This window comes from Sphingobium sp. RSMS (assembly GCF_005406185.4).
In the GTDB taxonomy this organism is placed as follows: domain Bacteria; phylum Pseudomonadota; class Alphaproteobacteria; order Sphingomonadales; family Sphingomonadaceae; genus Sphingobium; species Sphingobium fuliginis.
This window is the reverse complement of record NZ_CM191257.1, coordinates 2844403-2861084: the sequence shown is the minus strand read 5'-3', so window position 1 is coordinate 2861084 and position 16682 is coordinate 2844403. Positions and strand designations below refer to the sequence as shown.

At 62.1% G+C, this 16682-nt stretch carries 23 protein-coding genes; 19 read left to right on the top strand and 4 right to left on the bottom strand.

Annotated elements, in window-relative coordinates:
* Position 1: 1 nt before the first annotated feature.
* On the bottom strand, positions 2-730 hold the full coding sequence (locus tag EGM87_RS13850; protein ID WP_137710454.1) for a Crp/Fnr family transcriptional regulator: 729 nt from the start codon (positions 728-730) through the stop codon (positions 2-4).
* Positions 731-888: 158 nt separating this feature from the next.
* Between EGM87_RS13850 and EGM87_RS13845 the strand changes: the two genes are divergently transcribed.
* The 9 genes from EGM87_RS13845 to EGM87_RS13805 all read left to right on the top strand — a co-directional run bounded on the left by EGM87_RS13845 (position 889) and on the right by EGM87_RS13805 (position 7996).
* Positions 889-1443: a phage baseplate assembly protein V gene (locus EGM87_RS13845; protein WP_137710113.1), complete on the top strand. Its 555-nt coding sequence runs from the start codon at positions 889-891 to the stop codon at positions 1441-1443.
* A complete protein-coding gene (locus EGM87_RS13840) occupies positions 1443-1793 on the top strand; it encodes a GPW/gp25 family protein (RefSeq protein WP_137710114.1) in 351 nt (116 codons plus the stop codon). The genes EGM87_RS13845 and EGM87_RS13840 overlap by 1 nt, the downstream gene beginning before the upstream one ends.
* Before the next feature lie 14 nt (positions 1794-1807).
* The gene (locus tag EGM87_RS13835; protein WP_137710115.1) at positions 1808-2983 is read left to right on the top strand and encodes a phage tail sheath subtilisin-like domain-containing protein; all 1176 of its coding nucleotides are present in this window, start codon (positions 1808-1810) and stop codon (positions 2981-2983) included.
* 39 nt (positions 2984-3022) lie between these two features.
* Positions 3023-3538: a phage major tail tube protein gene (locus EGM87_RS13830; RefSeq protein WP_137710116.1), complete on the top strand. Its 516-nt coding sequence runs from the start codon at positions 3023-3025 to the stop codon at positions 3536-3538.
* A 62-nt stretch (positions 3539-3600) separates the two neighbouring features.
* Entirely contained in the window at positions 3601-3909 is a 309-nt protein-coding gene (locus tag EGM87_RS13825) for a phage tail assembly protein (protein WP_137710117.1), read from the top strand.
* 8 nt (positions 3910-3917) lie between these two features.
* Positions 3918-4055 (top strand): GpE family phage tail protein, encoded by a 138-nt coding sequence (locus EGM87_RS13820; RefSeq protein ID WP_137710118.1) that lies wholly within the window; start codon positions 3918-3920, stop codon positions 4053-4055.
* On the top strand, positions 4055-6574 hold the full coding sequence (locus EGM87_RS13815) for a phage tail tape measure protein (RefSeq protein WP_137710119.1): 2520 nt from the start codon (positions 4055-4057) through the stop codon (positions 6572-6574). The genes EGM87_RS13820 and EGM87_RS13815 overlap by 1 nt, the downstream gene beginning before the upstream one ends.
* Before the next feature lie 10 nt (positions 6575-6584).
* Positions 6585-6989 (top strand): phage tail protein, encoded by a 405-nt coding sequence (locus tag EGM87_RS13810; RefSeq protein ID WP_253719082.1) that lies wholly within the window; start codon positions 6585-6587, stop codon positions 6987-6989.
* A complete protein-coding gene (locus EGM87_RS13805) occupies positions 6986-7996 on the top strand; it encodes a contractile injection system protein, VgrG/Pvc8 family (RefSeq protein WP_137710120.1) in 1011 nt (336 codons plus the stop codon). Before EGM87_RS13810 ends, EGM87_RS13805 begins: the two co-directional genes overlap by 4 nt.
* On the opposite strand, the gene EGM87_RS13800 is transcribed toward EGM87_RS13805, so the two are convergent.
* The 3 genes from EGM87_RS13800 to EGM87_RS13790 form a co-directional block, all read right to left on the bottom strand.
* Positions 7993-8598, bottom strand: a complete 606-nt coding sequence (locus EGM87_RS13800) for a hypothetical protein (protein WP_137710121.1) — start codon at positions 8596-8598, stop codon at positions 7993-7995. The genes EGM87_RS13805 and EGM87_RS13800 overlap by 4 nt on opposite strands.
* Before the next feature lie 19 nt (positions 8599-8617).
* Positions 8618-9595: a hypothetical protein gene (locus EGM87_RS13795; protein WP_171010058.1), complete on the bottom strand. Its 978-nt coding sequence runs from the start codon at positions 9593-9595 to the stop codon at positions 8618-8620.
* Positions 9596-10013: 418 nt separating this feature from the next.
* Complete coding sequence (locus EGM87_RS13790) at positions 10014-10598, bottom strand: helix-turn-helix domain-containing protein (protein ID WP_171010059.1); 585 nt, start codon at positions 10596-10598, stop codon at positions 10014-10016.
* Positions 10599-10642: 44 nt separating this feature from the next.
* On the opposite strand from EGM87_RS13790, the gene EGM87_RS13785 reads away from it, so the two are divergent.
* The 10 genes from EGM87_RS13785 to EGM87_RS13740 all read left to right on the top strand — a co-directional run bounded on the left by EGM87_RS13785 (position 10643) and on the right by EGM87_RS13740 (position 16672).
* Positions 10643-10936 (top strand): carph-isopro domain-containing protein, encoded by a 294-nt coding sequence (locus tag EGM87_RS13785; RefSeq protein ID WP_137710125.1) that lies wholly within the window; start codon positions 10643-10645, stop codon positions 10934-10936.
* The gene (locus EGM87_RS13780) at positions 10936-11220 is read left to right on the top strand and encodes a hypothetical protein (RefSeq protein WP_137710126.1); all 285 of its coding nucleotides are present in this window, start codon (positions 10936-10938) and stop codon (positions 11218-11220) included. The genes EGM87_RS13785 and EGM87_RS13780 overlap by 1 nt, the downstream gene beginning before the upstream one ends.
* Complete coding sequence (locus EGM87_RS13775; RefSeq protein ID WP_137710127.1) at positions 11217-11417, top strand: hypothetical protein; 201 nt, start codon at positions 11217-11219, stop codon at positions 11415-11417. The genes EGM87_RS13780 and EGM87_RS13775 overlap by 4 nt, the downstream gene beginning before the upstream one ends.
* Positions 11414-11866, top strand: coding sequence for a hypothetical protein (locus EGM87_RS13770; protein ID WP_137710128.1), 453 nt, complete (start codon positions 11414-11416; stop codon positions 11864-11866). The genes EGM87_RS13775 and EGM87_RS13770 overlap by 4 nt, the downstream gene beginning before the upstream one ends.
* Positions 11863-12381: a hypothetical protein gene (locus EGM87_RS13765; RefSeq protein WP_137710129.1), complete on the top strand. Its 519-nt coding sequence runs from the start codon at positions 11863-11865 to the stop codon at positions 12379-12381. Before EGM87_RS13770 ends, EGM87_RS13765 begins: the two co-directional genes overlap by 4 nt.
* The gene (locus tag EGM87_RS13760; protein WP_137710130.1) at positions 12378-12866 is read left to right on the top strand and encodes a hypothetical protein; all 489 of its coding nucleotides are present in this window, start codon (positions 12378-12380) and stop codon (positions 12864-12866) included. Before EGM87_RS13765 ends, EGM87_RS13760 begins: the two co-directional genes overlap by 4 nt.
* Positions 12866-13207 carry an ogr/Delta-like zinc finger family protein gene (locus EGM87_RS13755; protein WP_171010060.1) on the top strand — a complete coding sequence of 114 codons (342 nt, stop codon included), beginning with the start codon at positions 12866-12868 and terminating at the stop codon, positions 13205-13207. The genes EGM87_RS13760 and EGM87_RS13755 overlap by 1 nt, the downstream gene beginning before the upstream one ends.
* 104 nt (positions 13208-13311) lie before the next feature.
* Positions 13312-16032, top strand: coding sequence for a toprim domain-containing protein (locus tag EGM87_RS13750; RefSeq protein ID WP_171010061.1), 2721 nt, complete (start codon positions 13312-13314; stop codon positions 16030-16032).
* 17 nt (positions 16033-16049) lie between these two features.
* Positions 16050-16493: a hypothetical protein gene (locus EGM87_RS13745; protein ID WP_137710133.1), complete on the top strand. Its 444-nt coding sequence runs from the start codon at positions 16050-16052 to the stop codon at positions 16491-16493.
* Positions 16493-16672 (top strand): hypothetical protein, encoded by a 180-nt coding sequence (locus tag EGM87_RS13740; RefSeq protein WP_137710134.1) that lies wholly within the window; start codon positions 16493-16495, stop codon positions 16670-16672. Before EGM87_RS13745 ends, EGM87_RS13740 begins: the two co-directional genes overlap by 1 nt.
* The last annotated feature ends 10 nt before the right edge of the window (positions 16673-16682 follow it).

The following is a 16682-nucleotide window of genomic DNA, read 5'->3' as shown; positions in this document are numbered from 1 at the left end:
ATCAAGCTGCTGCATGGAGATACCCTTTGTCGAATCCAGCGAGCTTCTGAAAGCCGTCCCAATCCTCGATTTCAAGGAATCGGCCATCTCGCCTAATTAGACCATCTTCCGTCAGCGCTCTCAACATACGGTTAACGTGCACGGTCGTGATGCCTGTCGCATCACCTATCTCTTCTTGGGTGAAGGGCAATTTCATCCGTTCGGGCGTGCCAACACCCGCAGCGTTGCACCGGGCAACGAACTCACAAAGCATATGAGCGACGCGACTTTTCGCATTCCGGCGTCCGACGTTTAACACCCATTCACGAGAAATCGATGCATCGATCAACGCGTCGCGCCAGAATGCCATCCCGATCGCTGGACGCTCCATGATCAACGCGCGAAGCTGTGACATTGGAGTCCAGGCGATTGTCGCATCAGAGATCGCATGGACATCGTGATCTGCACGCTCGAGAAAGAGATGCTGGATATCTAGGACATCACCCGGAACATGAAATGAGACGATCTGCCGTCCGCCATCCGATGCTACTTTGCTCCGAGATGCAAACCCTTCGACTAAAAGGCAGCAGTCGTATGGCATGGTTCCTTCTCGCACCAGACAAGTACGCGCCCTCACATGACCTATCCTAAAGGACAATGATGAAAGGGCTTGTTCGTCCTCCATGTCGAGTGGAGCTAGGCGCCGGAGCTTGCCCACGAGCGAGGTAACCGGACTATCGGTGCTGGTCATCGCCTTCTCCGTTTTAGACATACCTAGGTTAAAAACCATAATGCTGCGCGACAACAGGCGTTCCACGAAAATGGAGGGCCAACGCTCTGCATTTGTAGAGGCGGCCTCTACAAATGCGCGCCCGCGAAACGCATGAAGGTGCGCGCCATGGTCCGCCCATGGCGCAATCCCAAGATCACGAACAACTGACCGGGCAGGTCATCCAGCTAGGCACCATCGCGTCGGTCGATCACGCCAACGCCACCTGCACCGTCGAAAGCGGCGACATCACCACCGGTGACCTGCCATGGATCGCCCAACGCGCCGGCGGCGTCCGCACCTGGTCGCCCCCAACTGTCGGGGAACAGTGCGTCATCCTTTCCCCCGAAGGCGATATGGAAAGCGCCTTTGTCGTGCTGGGCCTCTATTCCGACGCCTGCCCGCCGCCCTCCACCAATCCCGACATCGTCCATCTGGAATTCGCTGATGGCGCGGTCATCGCCTATGACCAGGCCGCGCACAGCCTTGCTGTCACGCTGCCCGCCGGGGGCGTCGCGACGATCGATGCACCTGGCGGCGCAACCATCAATGCCGATGTGACGATCAATGGCAACGTCAATGTCACCGGCACCGTGACCGCTTCAGAAGACGTCCTGGGCGGCGGCAAGAGCCTTAAGAACCACAAGCATAGCGGAGTGCAGGCTGGCGGCGCGCAGACGGGGGCGCCCGTCTGATGGCCGGTATGGCGCGGATCAGCGGGGCGGTTCTCGATGGCCTCGATCATATCAGGCAATCGGTGGCCGACATTCTCGGCACGCCCATGGGATCGCGCGTCGGCCGCCGCGAATATGGCTCCCTGCTGCTCGAACTGATCGACCAGCCCATGACGCCAGCGAACATCCTGCGCCTCTACGCCGCGACGGCTGTTGCCCTGTCCCGCTGGGAAAACCGTATCCGCCTGCGCCGCGTCGGCCTGGTCGCCGGCGACCGCCCCGGTTCTGCCACCATCACGATCGATGCGACCCGCACCGATGTCGCCGCTTCCAATGCCCTCGTCCGCCTCTCCATCCCCCTCTCTGTCTAGCCAAGGAGCCGATCATGGCCTTCAAACATGGGATCACGCTTACTGAAATCAGCGAGGGCGCGCGCACCCTCACCGCCGTTTCGACGGCTATCATCGGCCTGGTCGCGACTTCGGCCGACGCCGATGCCGCCGCTTTCCCCCTGGATCGTCCCGTCCGCATCACCGATATCGAAGCGGCGATCGGCAAGGCCGGCGTCGATGGCACCCTTGCCATTGCTCTGCGCGCCATTGCGGACCAGGCACGCCCCGTCGTCGTGGTCATCCGCGTTGAGGAGGGCGCGGACGCAGCCGAAACCGACGCCAACGTCATTGGCACGACCGACGCCAATGGGCAGAAGACGGGCATGCAGGCGCTGCTGGCGGCGCAGGCGCAGCTGGGCCTTAAGCCGAAGATCATCGGCGCCCCCGGCCTCGAAACCCAGGCGGTCATTGCCGCCCTGGTTGTCGTCGCTCAGAAGCTGCGCGGCTTCGCGTATGCTCGTCTGGTCGGTGAGACGACGGCCGACGCGATCCTGTTCCGCGCTAATTTAAGTGGCCGCGAACTGATGCTGCTCTATCCCGATTTCCTCGCCTTCGACACCGCGTCGGCCGCCAATATCGCCAGCTTTGCGGCCGCCCGTGCCATGGGCCTCCGCGCGCGGATTGATGAGGAAGTGGGGCCGCACAAGACGCTGTCCAATTATGAGGTCCAGGGCGTCGTCGGTCTGACCAAGGATATCTATTGGGATATCGAGGATGCGAGCAGCGAAGCGGGCCAGCTGAACGCGAAGGAAATTACGGCCCTGATCCGCACCGACAGCGGTTATCGTTTCTGGGGCAACCGCACCACGGCGGAGGCGGGAAGCCTGTTCGCTTTCGAAAGCACCGTGCGCGTCGCCCAGCTGATCGCGGACACGGTCGTTAATGGCATGCTCTGGGCGATCGACAAGCCCATCACGCCGGCGCTGGTCCGCGACATTGTTGAGACGATCAACGGCTTCTTCCTCCAGCTGAAGGCCGCCGGCGTCGTCCTGGGCGCCAACGCCTGGTATGACGAAGCGAACAACAGCACCGCCAGCCTGAAGGCCGGCAAGCTGCGGATCGACTATGACTATACGGTCCCGCCTCCGCTCGAAGACCTCGGCTTCAACCAGCGCATCACCGACAGCTATTTCGCGGACTTCGCGAGCCTGCTGACCGGCAACAGCTGACCGGCCCGCCTCTCCCCCACATTCGCATAGGAGCAAGCCATGGGACTCCCCAGCATCCTCAAGAACATGATGCTTTTCAACGAAGGCCAGAACTATATGGGCGAGGTCAAAACCGTGACCCTGCCCCCGCTGACCCGCAAGATCGAGGAATGGCGCGGCGGCGGCATGCCTGGCGCTGTCGGCATCGACATGGGAATGGACGGGCTGCTGGAAATGGGTTCCAGCTTTCCCGGCCCGATGCGCGACATCCTGCGCCAGTTCGGCGTCCTTCAGGTCAACGGCGTCTATTTGCGCTGGGTGGGCTTCCATCAGAAGGACGACACCGGCGCGACCGATAGTGTCGAGGTCGTCGCGCGCGGCCGCCATACCGAAATCGACATGGGCGACCAGGAAGTGGGCGAGGTCGGGGAATTCAGCGTCACGACCACGCTCGCCTATTTCAAGCTGGTTTGGAATGGCCGCACCGAGATCGAATATGATCCGCTGAACGCCGTCTTCATCGTCAACGGCACCGACCTGCTGGCGGAACAGCGCAGCGCCCTCGGCATGTTCTGATCCATCCTGCCCGACGCGGCGCGTCGGGCAACCCCTTTCCCCTTCATCACTGGAAATCCATCATGAGCGACGTCGCCACCCCCTTGTTTCGCACCGTCAGCCTCGACACGCCCATCGAGCGCGGCGAACAGCAGATCGCCACCCTTCAACTGCGCAAGCCCAAGTCTGGCGAACTGCGCGGCCTCTCCTTGGTCGATCTAGGCCAGCTGAAGGTCGACGCCCTGACCAAGCTGCTGCCCCGCATTTCGACCCCGCCCATTTCCGAAGCCGAAGCCGCCAATCTCGATCCGGCGGACCTGCTCGCATGTGGCGCGGAGATCGGGGGTTTTTTGTTGCAGAAGTCGCAGCGCATGGATGCCCTCGATCAGTAGATGACGCGATGGCGGATGTGGCGGTCATCTTCCATTGGCCGCCGCAATCCATGGACGACATGCACCTGTCGGAACTCATGTCCTGGCGCGACCAGGCCGCCAAACGCTCCAAGCCCCCCGAAACGCCGAAAACGAAGAAGCGCTGATGGCAGATAAAAACCTTCGATTGCAGGTCATCCTTGAAGGGCTGGACCGCGTCACGGCACCGCTGAAGCAGATCACCGGCGCGTCCGCTGCGGCGCGCCGCGACCTGGCCGAAACGCAAAAGCAGCTGAAGTCCCTCGACGCTCTGCAAAAGCAGGTCAGCAGCTACAAGGTGAAGGAAAGCCGGTTCGCGGAAGACACGCGCAACTATGAGGCGGCGCAACAGCGCGTGGCCGCCCTGCGTGACCAGATCGCCGCGACCGAAGGCCCCACGAAGAAGCTGCGCGCCGAATTCCAAAAAGCCGAACGCCACACCGCCCAGCTGGCCGCCCACCTCGATGCCGGCGGCGCCGAACTTCAGGAGTTGTCCGCCAAACTATCGGCCGCGGGCATCGATGTTGCGGATTTGGCTGGACATGAAGGGAGGCTGGCAAATCGCGTCCATGATACCAACCAGGCGTTGCGCCAGCAGACCGCCCAGCTGGAAAAGGTCGAGCAGGCGAAACGCAATTCGGACAAGCTGAACGACATCAGCGGCAAGGCAACGGGCGTCGGCCTCGGCATGATCGCCGCCGGCACCGCCGCCGCCGTGCCGGTCGTCGCGGCCACCAAACAGGCGATGTCTCTCGAAGGCGCGATGGCGGACGTCTCCAAGGTCACGAACATGGCAGCGCCGGCGATCGAGCGCATGTCCACCGACTTTCTCGACATGAGCGAGCGCATTCCCATGGCGGCGAACGAACTCGCCACCATCGCCGCCGCTGCGGGCGCCGCCGGCGTCGGCATGGACAAATTCGGCAAGCCCATGCGCGACCAGCGCGCGCAGCTGTTGCAGTTCACCAATGACGCGGCCGAAATGGGCGTGGCCTTCGACATGACCGCCGATATCGCGGGTGAGACGATGGCGAAGTGGCGCACCGCGTTCGAACTGCCCCAGGCCGGCGTCGTCGCCCTCGGCGACCGCGTCAACGCCCTGACCAATACCTTCGGCGGCAAGGCCGCGAACGTCACCGACATCATCACGCGCATCGGCCCCTTGGGCAAGGTCGCCGGCCTGGCCGCGCCGCAGATCGCCGCCCTCGGCTCCACGCTGGACAGCATCGGCGTCCCCAGCGAGGTCGCAGCCACCGGCATCAAGAACACGATGCTGGCGCTCACCAAGGGCGACGCGGCCACCAAATCGCAGATTGCCGCCTATAAGCAGCTGGGGCTTGAGGCGACCGACGTCGGCAAGCGGATGCAGACGGACGCCGCCGGCACGATCATCGACGTCATGGAGCGGATCGGCAAGCTGGACGCGGACAAGCAATCGGGCATCCTGACCCAGCTGTTCGGTTCGGAAAGCGTTGCGGCTATCGCGCCCATGCTGACCAACCTCGACGGCCTGAAGCGCCGGCTTGAATTGGTGGGCGATGCCGACAAAGTCGCGGGATCGATGCACGCGGAATTCTTGAACCGCATCGCGACGACGGAAGGCGCGACCGGCCTCGCCACCAATGCCCTGTCCGGCCTCAATATCACCATGGGCAAGGCCCTGCTGCCCACCGTCGTCAAGGTCGCCGACTATGTGAAAAGCGCGGCCAGTGCGATGCGTGTGTGGGCGCAGGAACATCCCGTGCTCGCCAAAGGCATCATGATCTTCATGGGCGCAGGCGCCGCGTTGTTGATCCTGCTCGGCGGCCTGGCGCTGGGCTTCGCGGCTTTGACCGCCGCCGCCGCGCCGCTGGGCATCGCCCTGGGGCCGCTGCTGCTGATCGTCGCCGCCGTGGCCGCCGTCGCGGCTGCGGCCTATCTGATCTACGACAATTGGGGGGCGATAACGGCCTGGTTCTCTGCACTGTGGGAAAACATCAAGGCCATGGTCGGCGGCGCAATCAACTTTCTGATCGCCGCCTTCCTGAAATTCACGCCGCTGGGCCTGCTGGTCAGCGCCTTCGCGCCGGCGCTCGCTTTCTTGCGGTCGTTGAACTTCACGGAAATTGGCCGCAATCTGATCCAGGGCCTGATTAACGGCGTCCTCGGGATGCTTGGCACGCTCAAATCGACCATCATCGGCGCCGCCAGTTCGGTCGCCAATTGGTTTAAGGCGAAGCTGGGCATCCACTCACCCTCGCGCGTCTTTGAAGGGCTGGGCGGCTTCGTCATGGCCGGCCTGGATCAGGGGCTTGCCGCGAACACAGATGGACCGCTGGCCCGGATTTCCGGCTTGTCGGATGCAATGACCGGCAACATGACCGCCAGCGGCGATGGGCTGCTGGCGCGCATGACTGACATCGCGGGACGGATCACCAGCGCGCTTGCCGCTGGCGCCGTCGCACCTGTCATGGCTGCGGCTTCGCCCGCCACGGCCCAATCCGCCGCCGGCGTGCCGCCGACTGCCGCCGCGCCCGCGCCGGCGACCTACAACATCAACATCACTGCCGGCCCCGGCGCATCGGCCACCGATATAGCGGAGGAGGTCCGCAAGGTACTCGAAGCGATCGAGCGCGAGCGGCGCGGACGCGGCTTCGAGGACGATTGAGGACTGAAATATGCACCTGATGGCCCTTGGCATGTTCCTTTTTCAGATCCCGACGCTGGCCTATGACGAACTTCAGCGGAAGACGGATTGGCGCTTCGCCATGGCGAGCCGCGTCGGCACCCGCGACGCGGCGCAGTTCCTTGGCGTGGGCGACGAGACGGTCAGCCTGTCGGGATCGGTCTATGCCGAAATCAGCGACGGCCGCGTCTCGCTCGACACTCTGCGCGAGATGGGCAACGCCGGCGAAGCCTTGCCGCTGGTCGGCGGCGACGGGACCGTCTTCGGCAATTTCATCATCCGGTCGCTGGACGAACGCCATACCGTGCTGATGGCCGATGGCCGCGCCCTGCGGATCGATTTCGGCATTGACCTGTGGCGGGTGGATGATCCGGCAACGGCGCAGGCTTCGGCATGACCGACCGGATCATCAACATTCCCGATTGGCGCGTGACGCTCGACGGCAAGGATTTGACCGACAGGATGCGCCCGCGCCTTGTGTCACTCACCCTCTCTGAAAAACGCGGAGACGAGGCCGATCAGCTGGATATCGTGCTGGACGACAGCGACGGCATGCTGGCGATCCCGAAGGAAGGGGCCGCCCTGCAAATCCAGCTGGGCTGGAGACAGGGCCGCGACGTCACCACGGGCCTGGTCGACAGGGGCAGTTTCAAGGTGGACGATGTCAGCCACACCGGCCCGCCCGATCAGATCAGGATACGCGCGCGCGCCGCCGACTTCACCACCGCGATCCGCAACCGCCGCGAACAGAGCTGGAAAAACACGACGCTGGGCGCCGTGCTGAAGGACATTGCTGGCCGGAACGGGCTGACCCTGAAGGTCGCGGCCGACCTGTCCTCGATCGCGCTGCCGTCCATCACCCAGAACCGGGAAAGCGATATCGCCTTCCTGAAGCGCCTCGGCCGCGAAAATGATGCGGTCGCCACCATCAAGGACAAGCATCTGATCTTCGCGCGCAAGGGCGCCGGGACGACGGCCAGCGGCAAGGCCTTGCCAACCCTGACCATCACTCGCCGCGATGGCGACGGCCACACCTGGTCGCGGCAGAAGCGGGACGGGCAGGAGGGCGTGACGGCCAGCTGGCACGACAAGAAGGGCGCGAAGCGGCAGACCTTCACCGTGGGCAAGGCCGATGGGGCGAAGAAGCTGCGGAAGGTCTATCCTGATGAGGCGTCGGCGAAGCGTGCGGCGATAGCGGAACGGGATCGGCTCAAGCGGGCACCGGCCACGTTTGACATGAAGCTAGCGCTGGGCCGCGCCGACGCCGTCCCCGAAGCCCGCGTGAAGGTCAGCGGCTATAAGGACGAGATCGACGCGGCCACATGGTTGATTTCGGAAGTGACGCATCGGATCGACAAGGTGGGCGGCTTCACCACCGATGTGAAAATGGAAACAGCTCCTTAAAGCCGCTCTAGCTTATCTCGACTCGGAGCGACACCTGGCTTCCGAACGCGGAATTCTGGATCGCCAATTTGTAGCCGCTCCGTAAAATAAAACAGGCCTAACAGCGTTGCGATGCCCAAGTGGCAAAGCCAAAAGTTGAACACGACTAGAAAAACAATCTTGGCTATCGCGTGAAAATCGCCGCGAAGCAGTTGAGAAATTTGCACCCCGACGAGGTTTCCAAGGACTGCAAAGACTACAAGAACGATCGATGCGGATGACAAATAGCCAAAGAGATACGCTAAAAATCTGCGTCTGCTTAATGGTTCTTTATGCCCCGGCAGGCGCGGCGGCTCTAAGCCGCCAACCGGTTGCGCAAGCAGTCCGCTTTTGTCGGTCGTTATCATCGTCAGGGCGGCGATGAAAAAGCCCGCCAAAATGGTGAGCAGCGTCTGAAGCTGGGCCAAATAGCCTTTCTCACCGATGATCGTAACCGGCTTGGGCAGCGCCACCAGTAAGGCCGTCAGGATTGCACTCCCCGCAACGGGCAAAACGACGTCATACAACACCTTGGATCGGTGCTGGAGTGTCAGATAGCGGAAAGGCGTGAGCAGAGTCAGCATCGTAACATCGTAAACCCTTCTACTCCATGAGCGCTGCCATCGCATCAAGCAATTCATCACTGAATTCAGTGGAAAGATCGGTTAATGGACGAGTGACTGAGACAAACGCCTTCTTTGCGAAAAGCGTTTCGCCTATGTCCCGTTGGGCAAGGTCGATCTTGGCTCGCTCGACGTTTCTCGCGTTCAGCTTTCCCGCCGACGCCGCAGCTTCATGTTCCGGTAGCCACTCAACGTAGATTTCCCGGAACCCCTGGCTCCGTGCCCAAGGCTGTAGATGCTTCAGCATACTTTGCACTTGCTGCCCCGGTGGCACATCAACCTTGAGGAACATCTCCCGACGCCTGATCCGCACGCCTTCTGGCGGATCAAAACCGGATTGTTCCAGTATCGGGTCGATGAGCTTCAGGCTTTTAATCACGCCGCCGCTGACAGAATCGCGAAGACGATCATTTGTCACGGTGTCCAGACGAACCTTCGGCTTCGCAGCGACTTCATCGCCCTTGTCATTCTCAAGAACGATTTCCTTCGACTGGAAGATGGCCCTGAATTGATAGTCGAGCATCTGACTGACGCGGCTTTTCCCAAGGCGCTCCGCACTTTCCAACAGGACTCTGAATCTGCGGCCGCCATACTCAGTGGGGGTGAGGCACAGGATTGCATGCGCAGAATAGCCGCGTGCTTCACCTTCTTCCTTGTCGAAGCGCCGAACGCGCCTGGTCGGAAGATGGATGTTCGCAGGATCGGGCGCGTCGGGGTCGGCGAAAGTGAAAAGCAGTGCCAACGCGGGATCACCGTTGGACAACGCGATCTTTCTGCTCCGGACAATAGCAATCTCGAACTTTTCACGCTCAACGAATTTTCGGGCAAGATCGGCGTCAACCCGTTCAATTAGGTAATCGCCTAGCTCTGCCATAGGCGGTAGCCGACCGGGCGGCGAACTGTCGATCGTCATGACGAAATGCACGATCTGCCTGTCAAGGCTGTTCCTGATCGCCATTCTTCCCCCTGTTAATGATTTCCCATTGTTGACGGCTCTTTCCGCCGATTTGGCGACCCACCAGACGGTGAATCGCCATCCCGCTTACTTCAGCAGTTTTTCGATCACGGTGACGGACGGAAAAGACATGTAGGAAGACACGTAAACCGCCTTCAGGGATTCGTTGGGAGCCCTGTGCCTAACACTGAATTTCATTTCCCCTCCACTGTCGCCCCGTTCGGAAATTCCGAACAGGCTAATTCGCAGGGTAACCCACTGTCCACAAGATATTGATCCAGCACGGCACTTCCCCCTTTCCTACAGCATCGCCTTTGGCTCAAATGAGAACGAATCGGGAACACGTAGAGGAGCGTGAAGTTGAGCGCGCGAACGATCAGATTGACGCCGGGGTGCGAGTTTGCCTGCCCGACCTGCTCGGTCAGGTGCGCGACGATGGCCGCGATGCGGGACGATCTGTGGCGGGAGATCGAGCAACTTCACCGCTTACAAGCGATGCAACCGACGCTTGATCGAGCGAGAGCGGTCCGATCGCTGCAAGACCAGATGGAAGCCGTCGAGCGAGAATTGCTGCGGCTTCGTCCTTCGTCGCCCCCTCTGGCACCAGCACAAGCAAGCTGCGGAACATATCGCGGAGCGCGGCTTCACTAGGTAGCACAACCGGCAAATTGATGGACACCAGCGTAGGGCGATGCGCCTCAATATCGCGGGCTTCGGGTTCCACTTCCGCGTCTGTCAGCCCGGCTAATGCCATAACCTCTGCTGGATCAACGCCATAGCGGGCGAGCACGTCCGCGATCGCGCGCGTCATGTCGAGGGGCAAGGTCGCCTTTTTATAGCGCTTTTCATCCTCGAAATAGGCGTACCGGGAATACCCAATGCCCAGTTCTTCCGCCATTTTCCGAATGGTGAGCGTGGGCTGGGCGCGCGACCGGAGCGCTTTCAGTTTGGGACCGACAGAAGGCATGTCGGACTGTGTGTGAAATTTTTGCACGCGTCTGTTCAAATTATGGCTTGCAGCTTGTACAAATATTTTGCACAAGCTGACTCATGGAACGGGACATCTCAGTTTTCACACTGTTCGGCGGCATTCGGCCCATGGCACGCGCCATCGGCGAAAACCCCTCGACAGTGGCCGCTTGGAAGCGGGTGGGTCGCATCCCCGCCGAAAAGCAGCCTCATGTGCTGGAGGTTGGTCAAGCGCTCGGCCTTCCCATCACCGCTGAGCATGTCGTGTTCCCTCTGGGTCGGCCGAATGCCGCCGCCCCTGTTGAAATAACGGCTCAGCCGATTGCCGTCGCTTGCGATCGGACGCCGATAACGCAACGAAAGGACATCCAATGATGCCCGCCATCACCATGCCCGCGCGTCAGTGCGGCAAGTCTTTCTCGCATGCCGAACATCTGGAAATCGGTCTGCTCAATGCGCTCTTTGACGCCCGCCATCCTTTGAGCGTCAGCGACCTGGAAACGAAGCTGCGCTGCACCCGCCGCGATCTTTTCCGGGCCATCACCGCCCAATATCGACACGGCAACGTCCGCAAGGGCCAGCCTGTCGAACTCACCAAATCCGGCCATTTCGCCGTGGCAGCGGGGCGCTATGCAGGCGCGCTGGCGGTGGCAGCATGAGCCGCCCTGAATATCGCCTGCGGGGCAAGTTCGTCGCCCGTCACACCTACACAATGCCGGAAGAATTGGCCTCGCTCCAGCGCGCCGAGCCGACCCCGTCTCCCCAGCTTCCGCGCTGGTACAGCCTCACCGTCTTTCTTCTCATCAGCGGCGCGACGATCTTCGCCATGTGCGCCGTGGGAAGGCCCGGAGCATGACACAGCTACTGGAGGTCACACCGGCTGACCGCGAGACCTATCTCATCGTATCGGGTGTGACGGGCAAGGAGCCGGGCGATACCTGGGTGATGGCGATGGTCCGCAAGGGCAAGGATGACCATCAACCTCAGCTTCAAGCGATCGTTCGTAACCGGCTCGATGGCGAGGCAACTGCTGCCCGGCGCTACCGCGATGCGCTCGAACGTATCAACGCCGCTGTGGTGGACGGCAAGGTATGCGACGACGTGGCATGGTTCAGCCCCGCCGAAACGCTGCACGACTTCATCCAGTCCGTTCTGCATCCCGGCCACCAAGCGGCAATTGCAGATCTATTTCCCACCGGATCGGGCGTCGTCCATCGGGCCGATTGCCTTTCCTTCTTCGCGGCCTCGCCGGGGCCATGCGATTGCACCGCAGAGGCATCTGCCATGGGGAGGCCGGGAGCATGAAGGTGCAAGCCATGGCAAGCGCATTGCGTGTGACGTTGACGCTGCGCGAGGCTCGCGCACTCCAGCAGCTTGCGCTCGCAGGCCGCTATGCACTGAACTTCAACGCACCGGATCAGGCCGATGGACTGGCCGCGATGCTCGATATCGGCGTTCATGATCTCGCGTCAAAGCAAGCTGAAGCCAGGGCGCGGCGGATTGCCAAATCGGCAAAGCCGCAATTTCCGCCGATGATCAACATGGACATCGACGGCTTCACGATCAGCGCTGAACTGTCCGACTGGATCGATATCAGCACGACGCCGGATTATTGCGTCTGGGCTACCCTGACGCCCGAACGCGAAAGCGGGCAGTATGAAATCCGCCGCAGCGCTTGGCGCATCTTTGTCCTCAACCCGGATCGTGATGGTCCGATGCATCTGGCCAACGGCTGCACACAGACGGAATGCAGGAACGAGGTCGAAGCGCTCTCGCGCAAATTGGTCGCCAACTTCACCCGCCAGAGGATGGCAGCATGACCAAGGTCCGCGCGCCTCTGTCCTTCTCCCTCGCCATCACGACGGCTGTCGCCCTCATTGGCTGGGACAAGGCCGCTACGCTCACGCGGCGCGCCAAGCGCACCGTCCGCCACTGGAGCGAAAGCGACCGCAAGGGGACGCCGACGCTCGACCAGGCCATCGCCCTCGATCGCGCCTATATGGAGGCTGGCGGCGATTTCCCGCCGATCCTGCAAAGCTATGCCCGCCAGCTGGACGTCACGCTGGGCCAGTCGCTGGCCTGTCGCGCGGCGCTCGCCCAGGCGATCACAGATCTATCGAAAGAGACGGCCGACGCCATCGGCAGCAGCATCCCTGTGGTGCAGCCGGGTGTGTCAGACACGGCCATTCATCGCGCTATTGCCGAAACAGAGGACGTCGCCAGCGCCGCGACCCGCCTTCTTGGTCGGCTGAAGTCATTCGTGAACGGCAATGGGGCCGCTCAACGAACAGCGGGGGAAGTATGATGACCAATGGCCGGGGGCCGAAACTCAACAATGGCGGGGGCGCGCCCCGCATGCCGTCGGTGCAATGCCCCGGCTGCGGCGAACGGGCTTTTGCCCGGTCGACGACTGGCAAGGCCACGCTGCTATACCGCGAGGTCTATTATCATTGCCGGGACGTCGAGCGCTGCGGATGCCAGTTCGTCGTCAGCATGGCGACGCTGCGGGCGACCGTGCCTAGCCGGATGCCGCAACCGCTGGCCGTGCTGCCCATGACGACATGGCGCCACGCGGACAACGACCGCGCCGCCAATGATGATGGCGGGCCGCCCAGCGAACCCGCCGCCGACGCCATAACCATCTGATCTAGCGGGTCGCACCGCCCTGATCGCTACCCAAGCCACCCGGCGGACCCCGCCGCCGGGAACGCCCTTCCTTTGCCTTCGAAAGCCCCATTCTCGCCATGTCCATGCGTGACGATATCCGCCGCGAATTGCTGCCCAGGCTCAAAGCCGATTTCCAGTGGAAGACCGACAAGGGATCATGGCTGCGCCGTGGCAAATGCCCCGACTGCGGCGCCTTTGAGGTCTATACGAACGCCGACAGCCCTTGGGTGCTGAAGTGCAACCGGCAGGAAAAATGCGGGTGGGAAGAAACGGTTCGCGACCGCTATCCCGAAATCTTCGACACCTGGTCGAACCGCTATCAGAAGACCCGCGAGAACCCGCACGCGGCGGCCGACGCCTATCTCACCGACGCCCGCAAGCTGAACCTGATGGGGATGCGCGAGGCCTATACCCAGGAATGGTTTCAGGATCAGAAGCGCGGCATCGGCTCTGCGACCGTGCGCTTTCCGCTGCCTGGTGGCAGTTGGTGGGAACGGCTGATCGACCAGCCTGGTCGTTTCGAAAAGAAGGCCAATTTCGCCTACGGCAAGTCCTACAAGGGGCAGGCATGGCAGCGGCCTGACGTCTCGATCGAGGACATGGCCGATGCGGACAGCATCTGGATTGCCGAAGGCATATTCAATGCCTGGGCGCTTGAGCAGGCCGGCCAGCGCGCCGTCTCCGCCATGTCGTGCAACAATTATCCCGAAGAGTTCCTGAAACAGCTTCGGGCGCATATCGCGACGTCTGACAAGCCGCTCCGCTCGCCCAGGCTGGTTTTTGCCTATGACGCCGGCGGCGCTGGCACCAGCGCGAGCCGCCAGCATGTGAAGCTGGCGAAAGAGCAGGGATGGCAGGCGAGCGCCGCCCAGCCCTGCGGCGAAGACGAAACCGGCAAAGTGCTGGATTGGAACGACCTGCTGGGTCTTGACCGGCTGACCGCCGATCATCGCTCCGAATATCTATGGTTCGGCAAGGTGCTGCTGGCGAAGGACGCCCAGGAAAAGGCTTTCCTGATCTGGGAGAAGCACCGCTGGACCAGCTTCCATTTCACGTTCGGCAACCGGACCTATTGGTGCGCGATCGACGTCGCCGTGGTGCAGGAAAAGATTGACGAATATCGCAAGAGCCGCACCCGCGAACTGAAGGACATCGACGCCAGTGTAGAGGCGGAAATTCGCATGCAGGCCTCGCGCGAGGCGCTGATGGTCGAGGAAATCGCCAATTGCGCGTTCCGCGTCCTATACCGCCAGCGCGACGACGCCACCGACGAAACCAAGTTCTTCCTCAACATATCCTTCCCCAGCGGCAAACGCCCGTCCGTGAAGGGCGATTTCACCGCCGCCCAGCTACGCAAAGCCTCGAATTTCGAAGATCGCCTGTTCGCCTTCGGTGGCGTCTGGACGGGCAGCGCCCACCAGCTGACCCGCATCCTGCAACAGCAAACGCCCGACCTGCCCGACGTGCGCCCGCTGGGCTTCACCGGCTACTGCCGCGATGCGAAGGCCTATGTCTTCGGCCAGTTCGCTGTCTCTGGCGGGCGGGTTTACAAGCCGAACGACAATGAATTTTTCCAGATCGGCAAGCAGGCACTGAAGCTGGGCACGTCCGAACGGTTGCTGGAAATCGACTATGATCCTGACCAGCTGGACACCAGCTGGCTTGATGATCTGTGGACCGCCTATGGCGCCAAGGGCATCACCTGTCTGACCTTCTACTTCGCCTCGCTCTTTGCAGAGCAAGTCCGCGGCGAAATGAAATCCTTTCCCTTCCTCGAAATGCACGGCCTGCCTGGCACCGGCAAGACGACCCTGATCGAATTCCTTTGGAAGCTGATGGGCCGCGAGAATTACGAAGGCTTTGACCCCGCCAAGGCGACGCCGGCGGCCATGGCGCGCAACCTGGGCAAAGTCGGCAACCTGCCCGTCGTGCTGATCGAGGGCGACCGCCGCGAGGAAGCCAGCCACGCCCGCAAGTTCGAATGGGAGGAACTGAAGACCGCCTATAACGGCCGCACAGTCCGCGCACGTGGCGTGAAGAACGGCGGCATGGAGACGTTCGAACCGCCTTTCCGGGGCGCCGTCGTGATCGAGCAGAACGAACCCGTCAACGCGAGCCGCGCGGTGCTGGAACGCATCATGTCGCTGGGCTTCGATATGTCGAACTTCACTAACGAGACCAAGGCAGCGGCCGAACGGCTTGAGCAATGGCCGGTGGAGAAGATTTCCGGCTTTATTGTCCACGCCGCGCGCCGCGAACAGGACATCATGGCGCGGTTCCGCCAGGCCTTCGCCCAATATGAAAGCGAACTGCTCGCGCTGCCGGCGATCCGCACCAACCGCCTCGCCAAGACCCACGGCCAGCTGCTCGCCTTCCTCGACGCGATCCGCGCCTTGGTCCCCATCAACGACAATCAGCAGGCGGAAACAGCCCGCTTCATCGTCCAGATGGCGACCGACCGCCAGTTGGCCGTCAACAGCGAAGACCCGATCGTCAGCCTTTTCTGGGAGCGGTTCGACTACCTCGAAGAGAACGAAACGAAGGGCGCTGCGACCGGCAAGATCAATCATCATCGCCGGTGGGAAGAAGGGCTGATCGCGGTTCGGCTGAACGAAATGGAGGCCCGCTGCGCCGAAAAGCGGCTTCAGCTACCCACCCATTCCGAACTGATCCGCGCCCTCAAAACCTCGAAATCCCGCCGCTTCATCGAACAGGCGACGGTCAATTCCATCAACGATAATGTCGGCGCCGTCCGCTGTTGGGTCTTCCATGACCCGTCGCGTGCGGTCGCCAAGCACTCCTGACAGCGAAAGGACGATCCATGCGTAATGCTCCCTCTCTGCTCGCCATGCTGGGCGAAACCGAACCGGCGGCCCGCCCCGTCGTCATGCCCTGGGAATATGTCAAAATGCGCCGCGCCGCCGCCGGCATGACGATCGAACAGGCGGCCCGCCCTTATTGGCATCGCCCCGAGCACCAGGCCGATGTTGAACGGAATGTCCGCGAACTCGAAACCGTGGGCTTTCGGATGCAGCGGCATTTCTTCGGCGCCGATATGTCGCGGGCCTATAGCTTCAACCTCGACGTCTATCGCCAGCTTTGCGACACCCCGCCCGAACAGCACCCCCGCCTGTGCCTGGCCTGCGGGTGGGACCAGTGGACGACGCAATACGACACCAACGGCAATGACGCCACCTGGTCGGAAACCGATCCCGATCTTTGCACCCGCTGCGAGCAGCTGGAACGCAAAAAGGTCATCGCCTGATGCGGCGCCGCGACATCATCCATGCCGCGACGTGTCGCTGCGACAGCTGCCGATCGCTGGCCGAACGCTTTGCTGAAGCCTCCCTGCGTACCCGCGCCCTCTTCGCCGCCGGCGCGATCGTCGTCGGCATCATCCTCTCCATCTTCGGCCCGCTGATCGCGGCCGCCATCTCCAACTGAAGGGAATTTC

Bases quoted from the DNA above. Each gene is read 5' to 3' on its own strand.
- EGM87_RS13850 (WP_137710454.1), bottom strand. From the start codon at position 730: ATGACCAGCACCGATAGTCCGGTTACCTCGCTCGTGGGCAAGCTCCGG.
- EGM87_RS13845 (WP_137710113.1), top strand. From the start codon at position 889: ATGGCGCAATCCCAAGATCACGAACAACTGACCGGGCAGGTCATCCAG.
- EGM87_RS13840 (WP_137710114.1), top strand. From the start codon at position 1,443: ATGGCCGGTATGGCGCGGATCAGCGGGGCGGTTCTCGATGGCCTCGAT.
- EGM87_RS13835 (WP_137710115.1), top strand. From the start codon at position 1,808: ATGGCCTTCAAACATGGGATCACGCTTACTGAAATCAGCGAGGGCGCG.
- EGM87_RS13830 (WP_137710116.1), top strand. From the start codon at position 3,023: ATGGGACTCCCCAGCATCCTCAAGAACATGATGCTTTTCAACGAAGGC.
- EGM87_RS13825 (WP_137710117.1), top strand. From the start codon at position 3,601: ATGAGCGACGTCGCCACCCCCTTGTTTCGCACCGTCAGCCTCGACACG.
- EGM87_RS13820 (WP_137710118.1), top strand. From the start codon at position 3,918: ATGGCGGATGTGGCGGTCATCTTCCATTGGCCGCCGCAATCCATGGAC.
- EGM87_RS13815 (WP_137710119.1), top strand. From the start codon at position 4,055: ATGGCAGATAAAAACCTTCGATTGCAGGTCATCCTTGAAGGGCTGGAC.
- EGM87_RS13810 (WP_253719082.1), top strand. From the start codon at position 6,585: ATGCACCTGATGGCCCTTGGCATGTTCCTTTTTCAGATCCCGACGCTG.
- EGM87_RS13805 (WP_137710120.1), top strand. From the start codon at position 6,986: ATGACCGACCGGATCATCAACATTCCCGATTGGCGCGTGACGCTCGAC.
- EGM87_RS13800 (WP_137710121.1), bottom strand. From the start codon at position 8,598: ATGCTGACTCTGCTCACGCCTTTCCGCTATCTGACACTCCAGCACCGA.
- EGM87_RS13795 (WP_171010058.1), bottom strand. From the start codon at position 9,595: ATGGCGATCAGGAACAGCCTTGACAGGCAGATCGTGCATTTCGTCATG.
- EGM87_RS13785 (WP_137710125.1), top strand. From the start codon at position 10,643: ATGGAACGGGACATCTCAGTTTTCACACTGTTCGGCGGCATTCGGCCC.
- EGM87_RS13780 (WP_137710126.1), top strand. From the start codon at position 10,936: ATGCCCGCCATCACCATGCCCGCGCGTCAGTGCGGCAAGTCTTTCTCG.
- EGM87_RS13775 (WP_137710127.1), top strand. From the start codon at position 11,217: ATGAGCCGCCCTGAATATCGCCTGCGGGGCAAGTTCGTCGCCCGTCAC.
- EGM87_RS13770 (WP_137710128.1), top strand. From the start codon at position 11,414: ATGACACAGCTACTGGAGGTCACACCGGCTGACCGCGAGACCTATCTC.
- EGM87_RS13765 (WP_137710129.1), top strand. From the start codon at position 11,863: ATGAAGGTGCAAGCCATGGCAAGCGCATTGCGTGTGACGTTGACGCTG.
- EGM87_RS13760 (WP_137710130.1), top strand. From the start codon at position 12,378: ATGACCAAGGTCCGCGCGCCTCTGTCCTTCTCCCTCGCCATCACGACG.
- EGM87_RS13755 (WP_171010060.1), top strand. From the start codon at position 12,866: ATGACCAATGGCCGGGGGCCGAAACTCAACAATGGCGGGGGCGCGCCC.
- EGM87_RS13750 (WP_171010061.1), top strand. From the start codon at position 13,312: ATGCGTGACGATATCCGCCGCGAATTGCTGCCCAGGCTCAAAGCCGAT.
- EGM87_RS13745 (WP_137710133.1), top strand. From the start codon at position 16,050: ATGCGTAATGCTCCCTCTCTGCTCGCCATGCTGGGCGAAACCGAACCG.
- EGM87_RS13740 (WP_137710134.1), top strand. From the start codon at position 16,493: ATGCGGCGCCGCGACATCATCCATGCCGCGACGTGTCGCTGCGACAGC.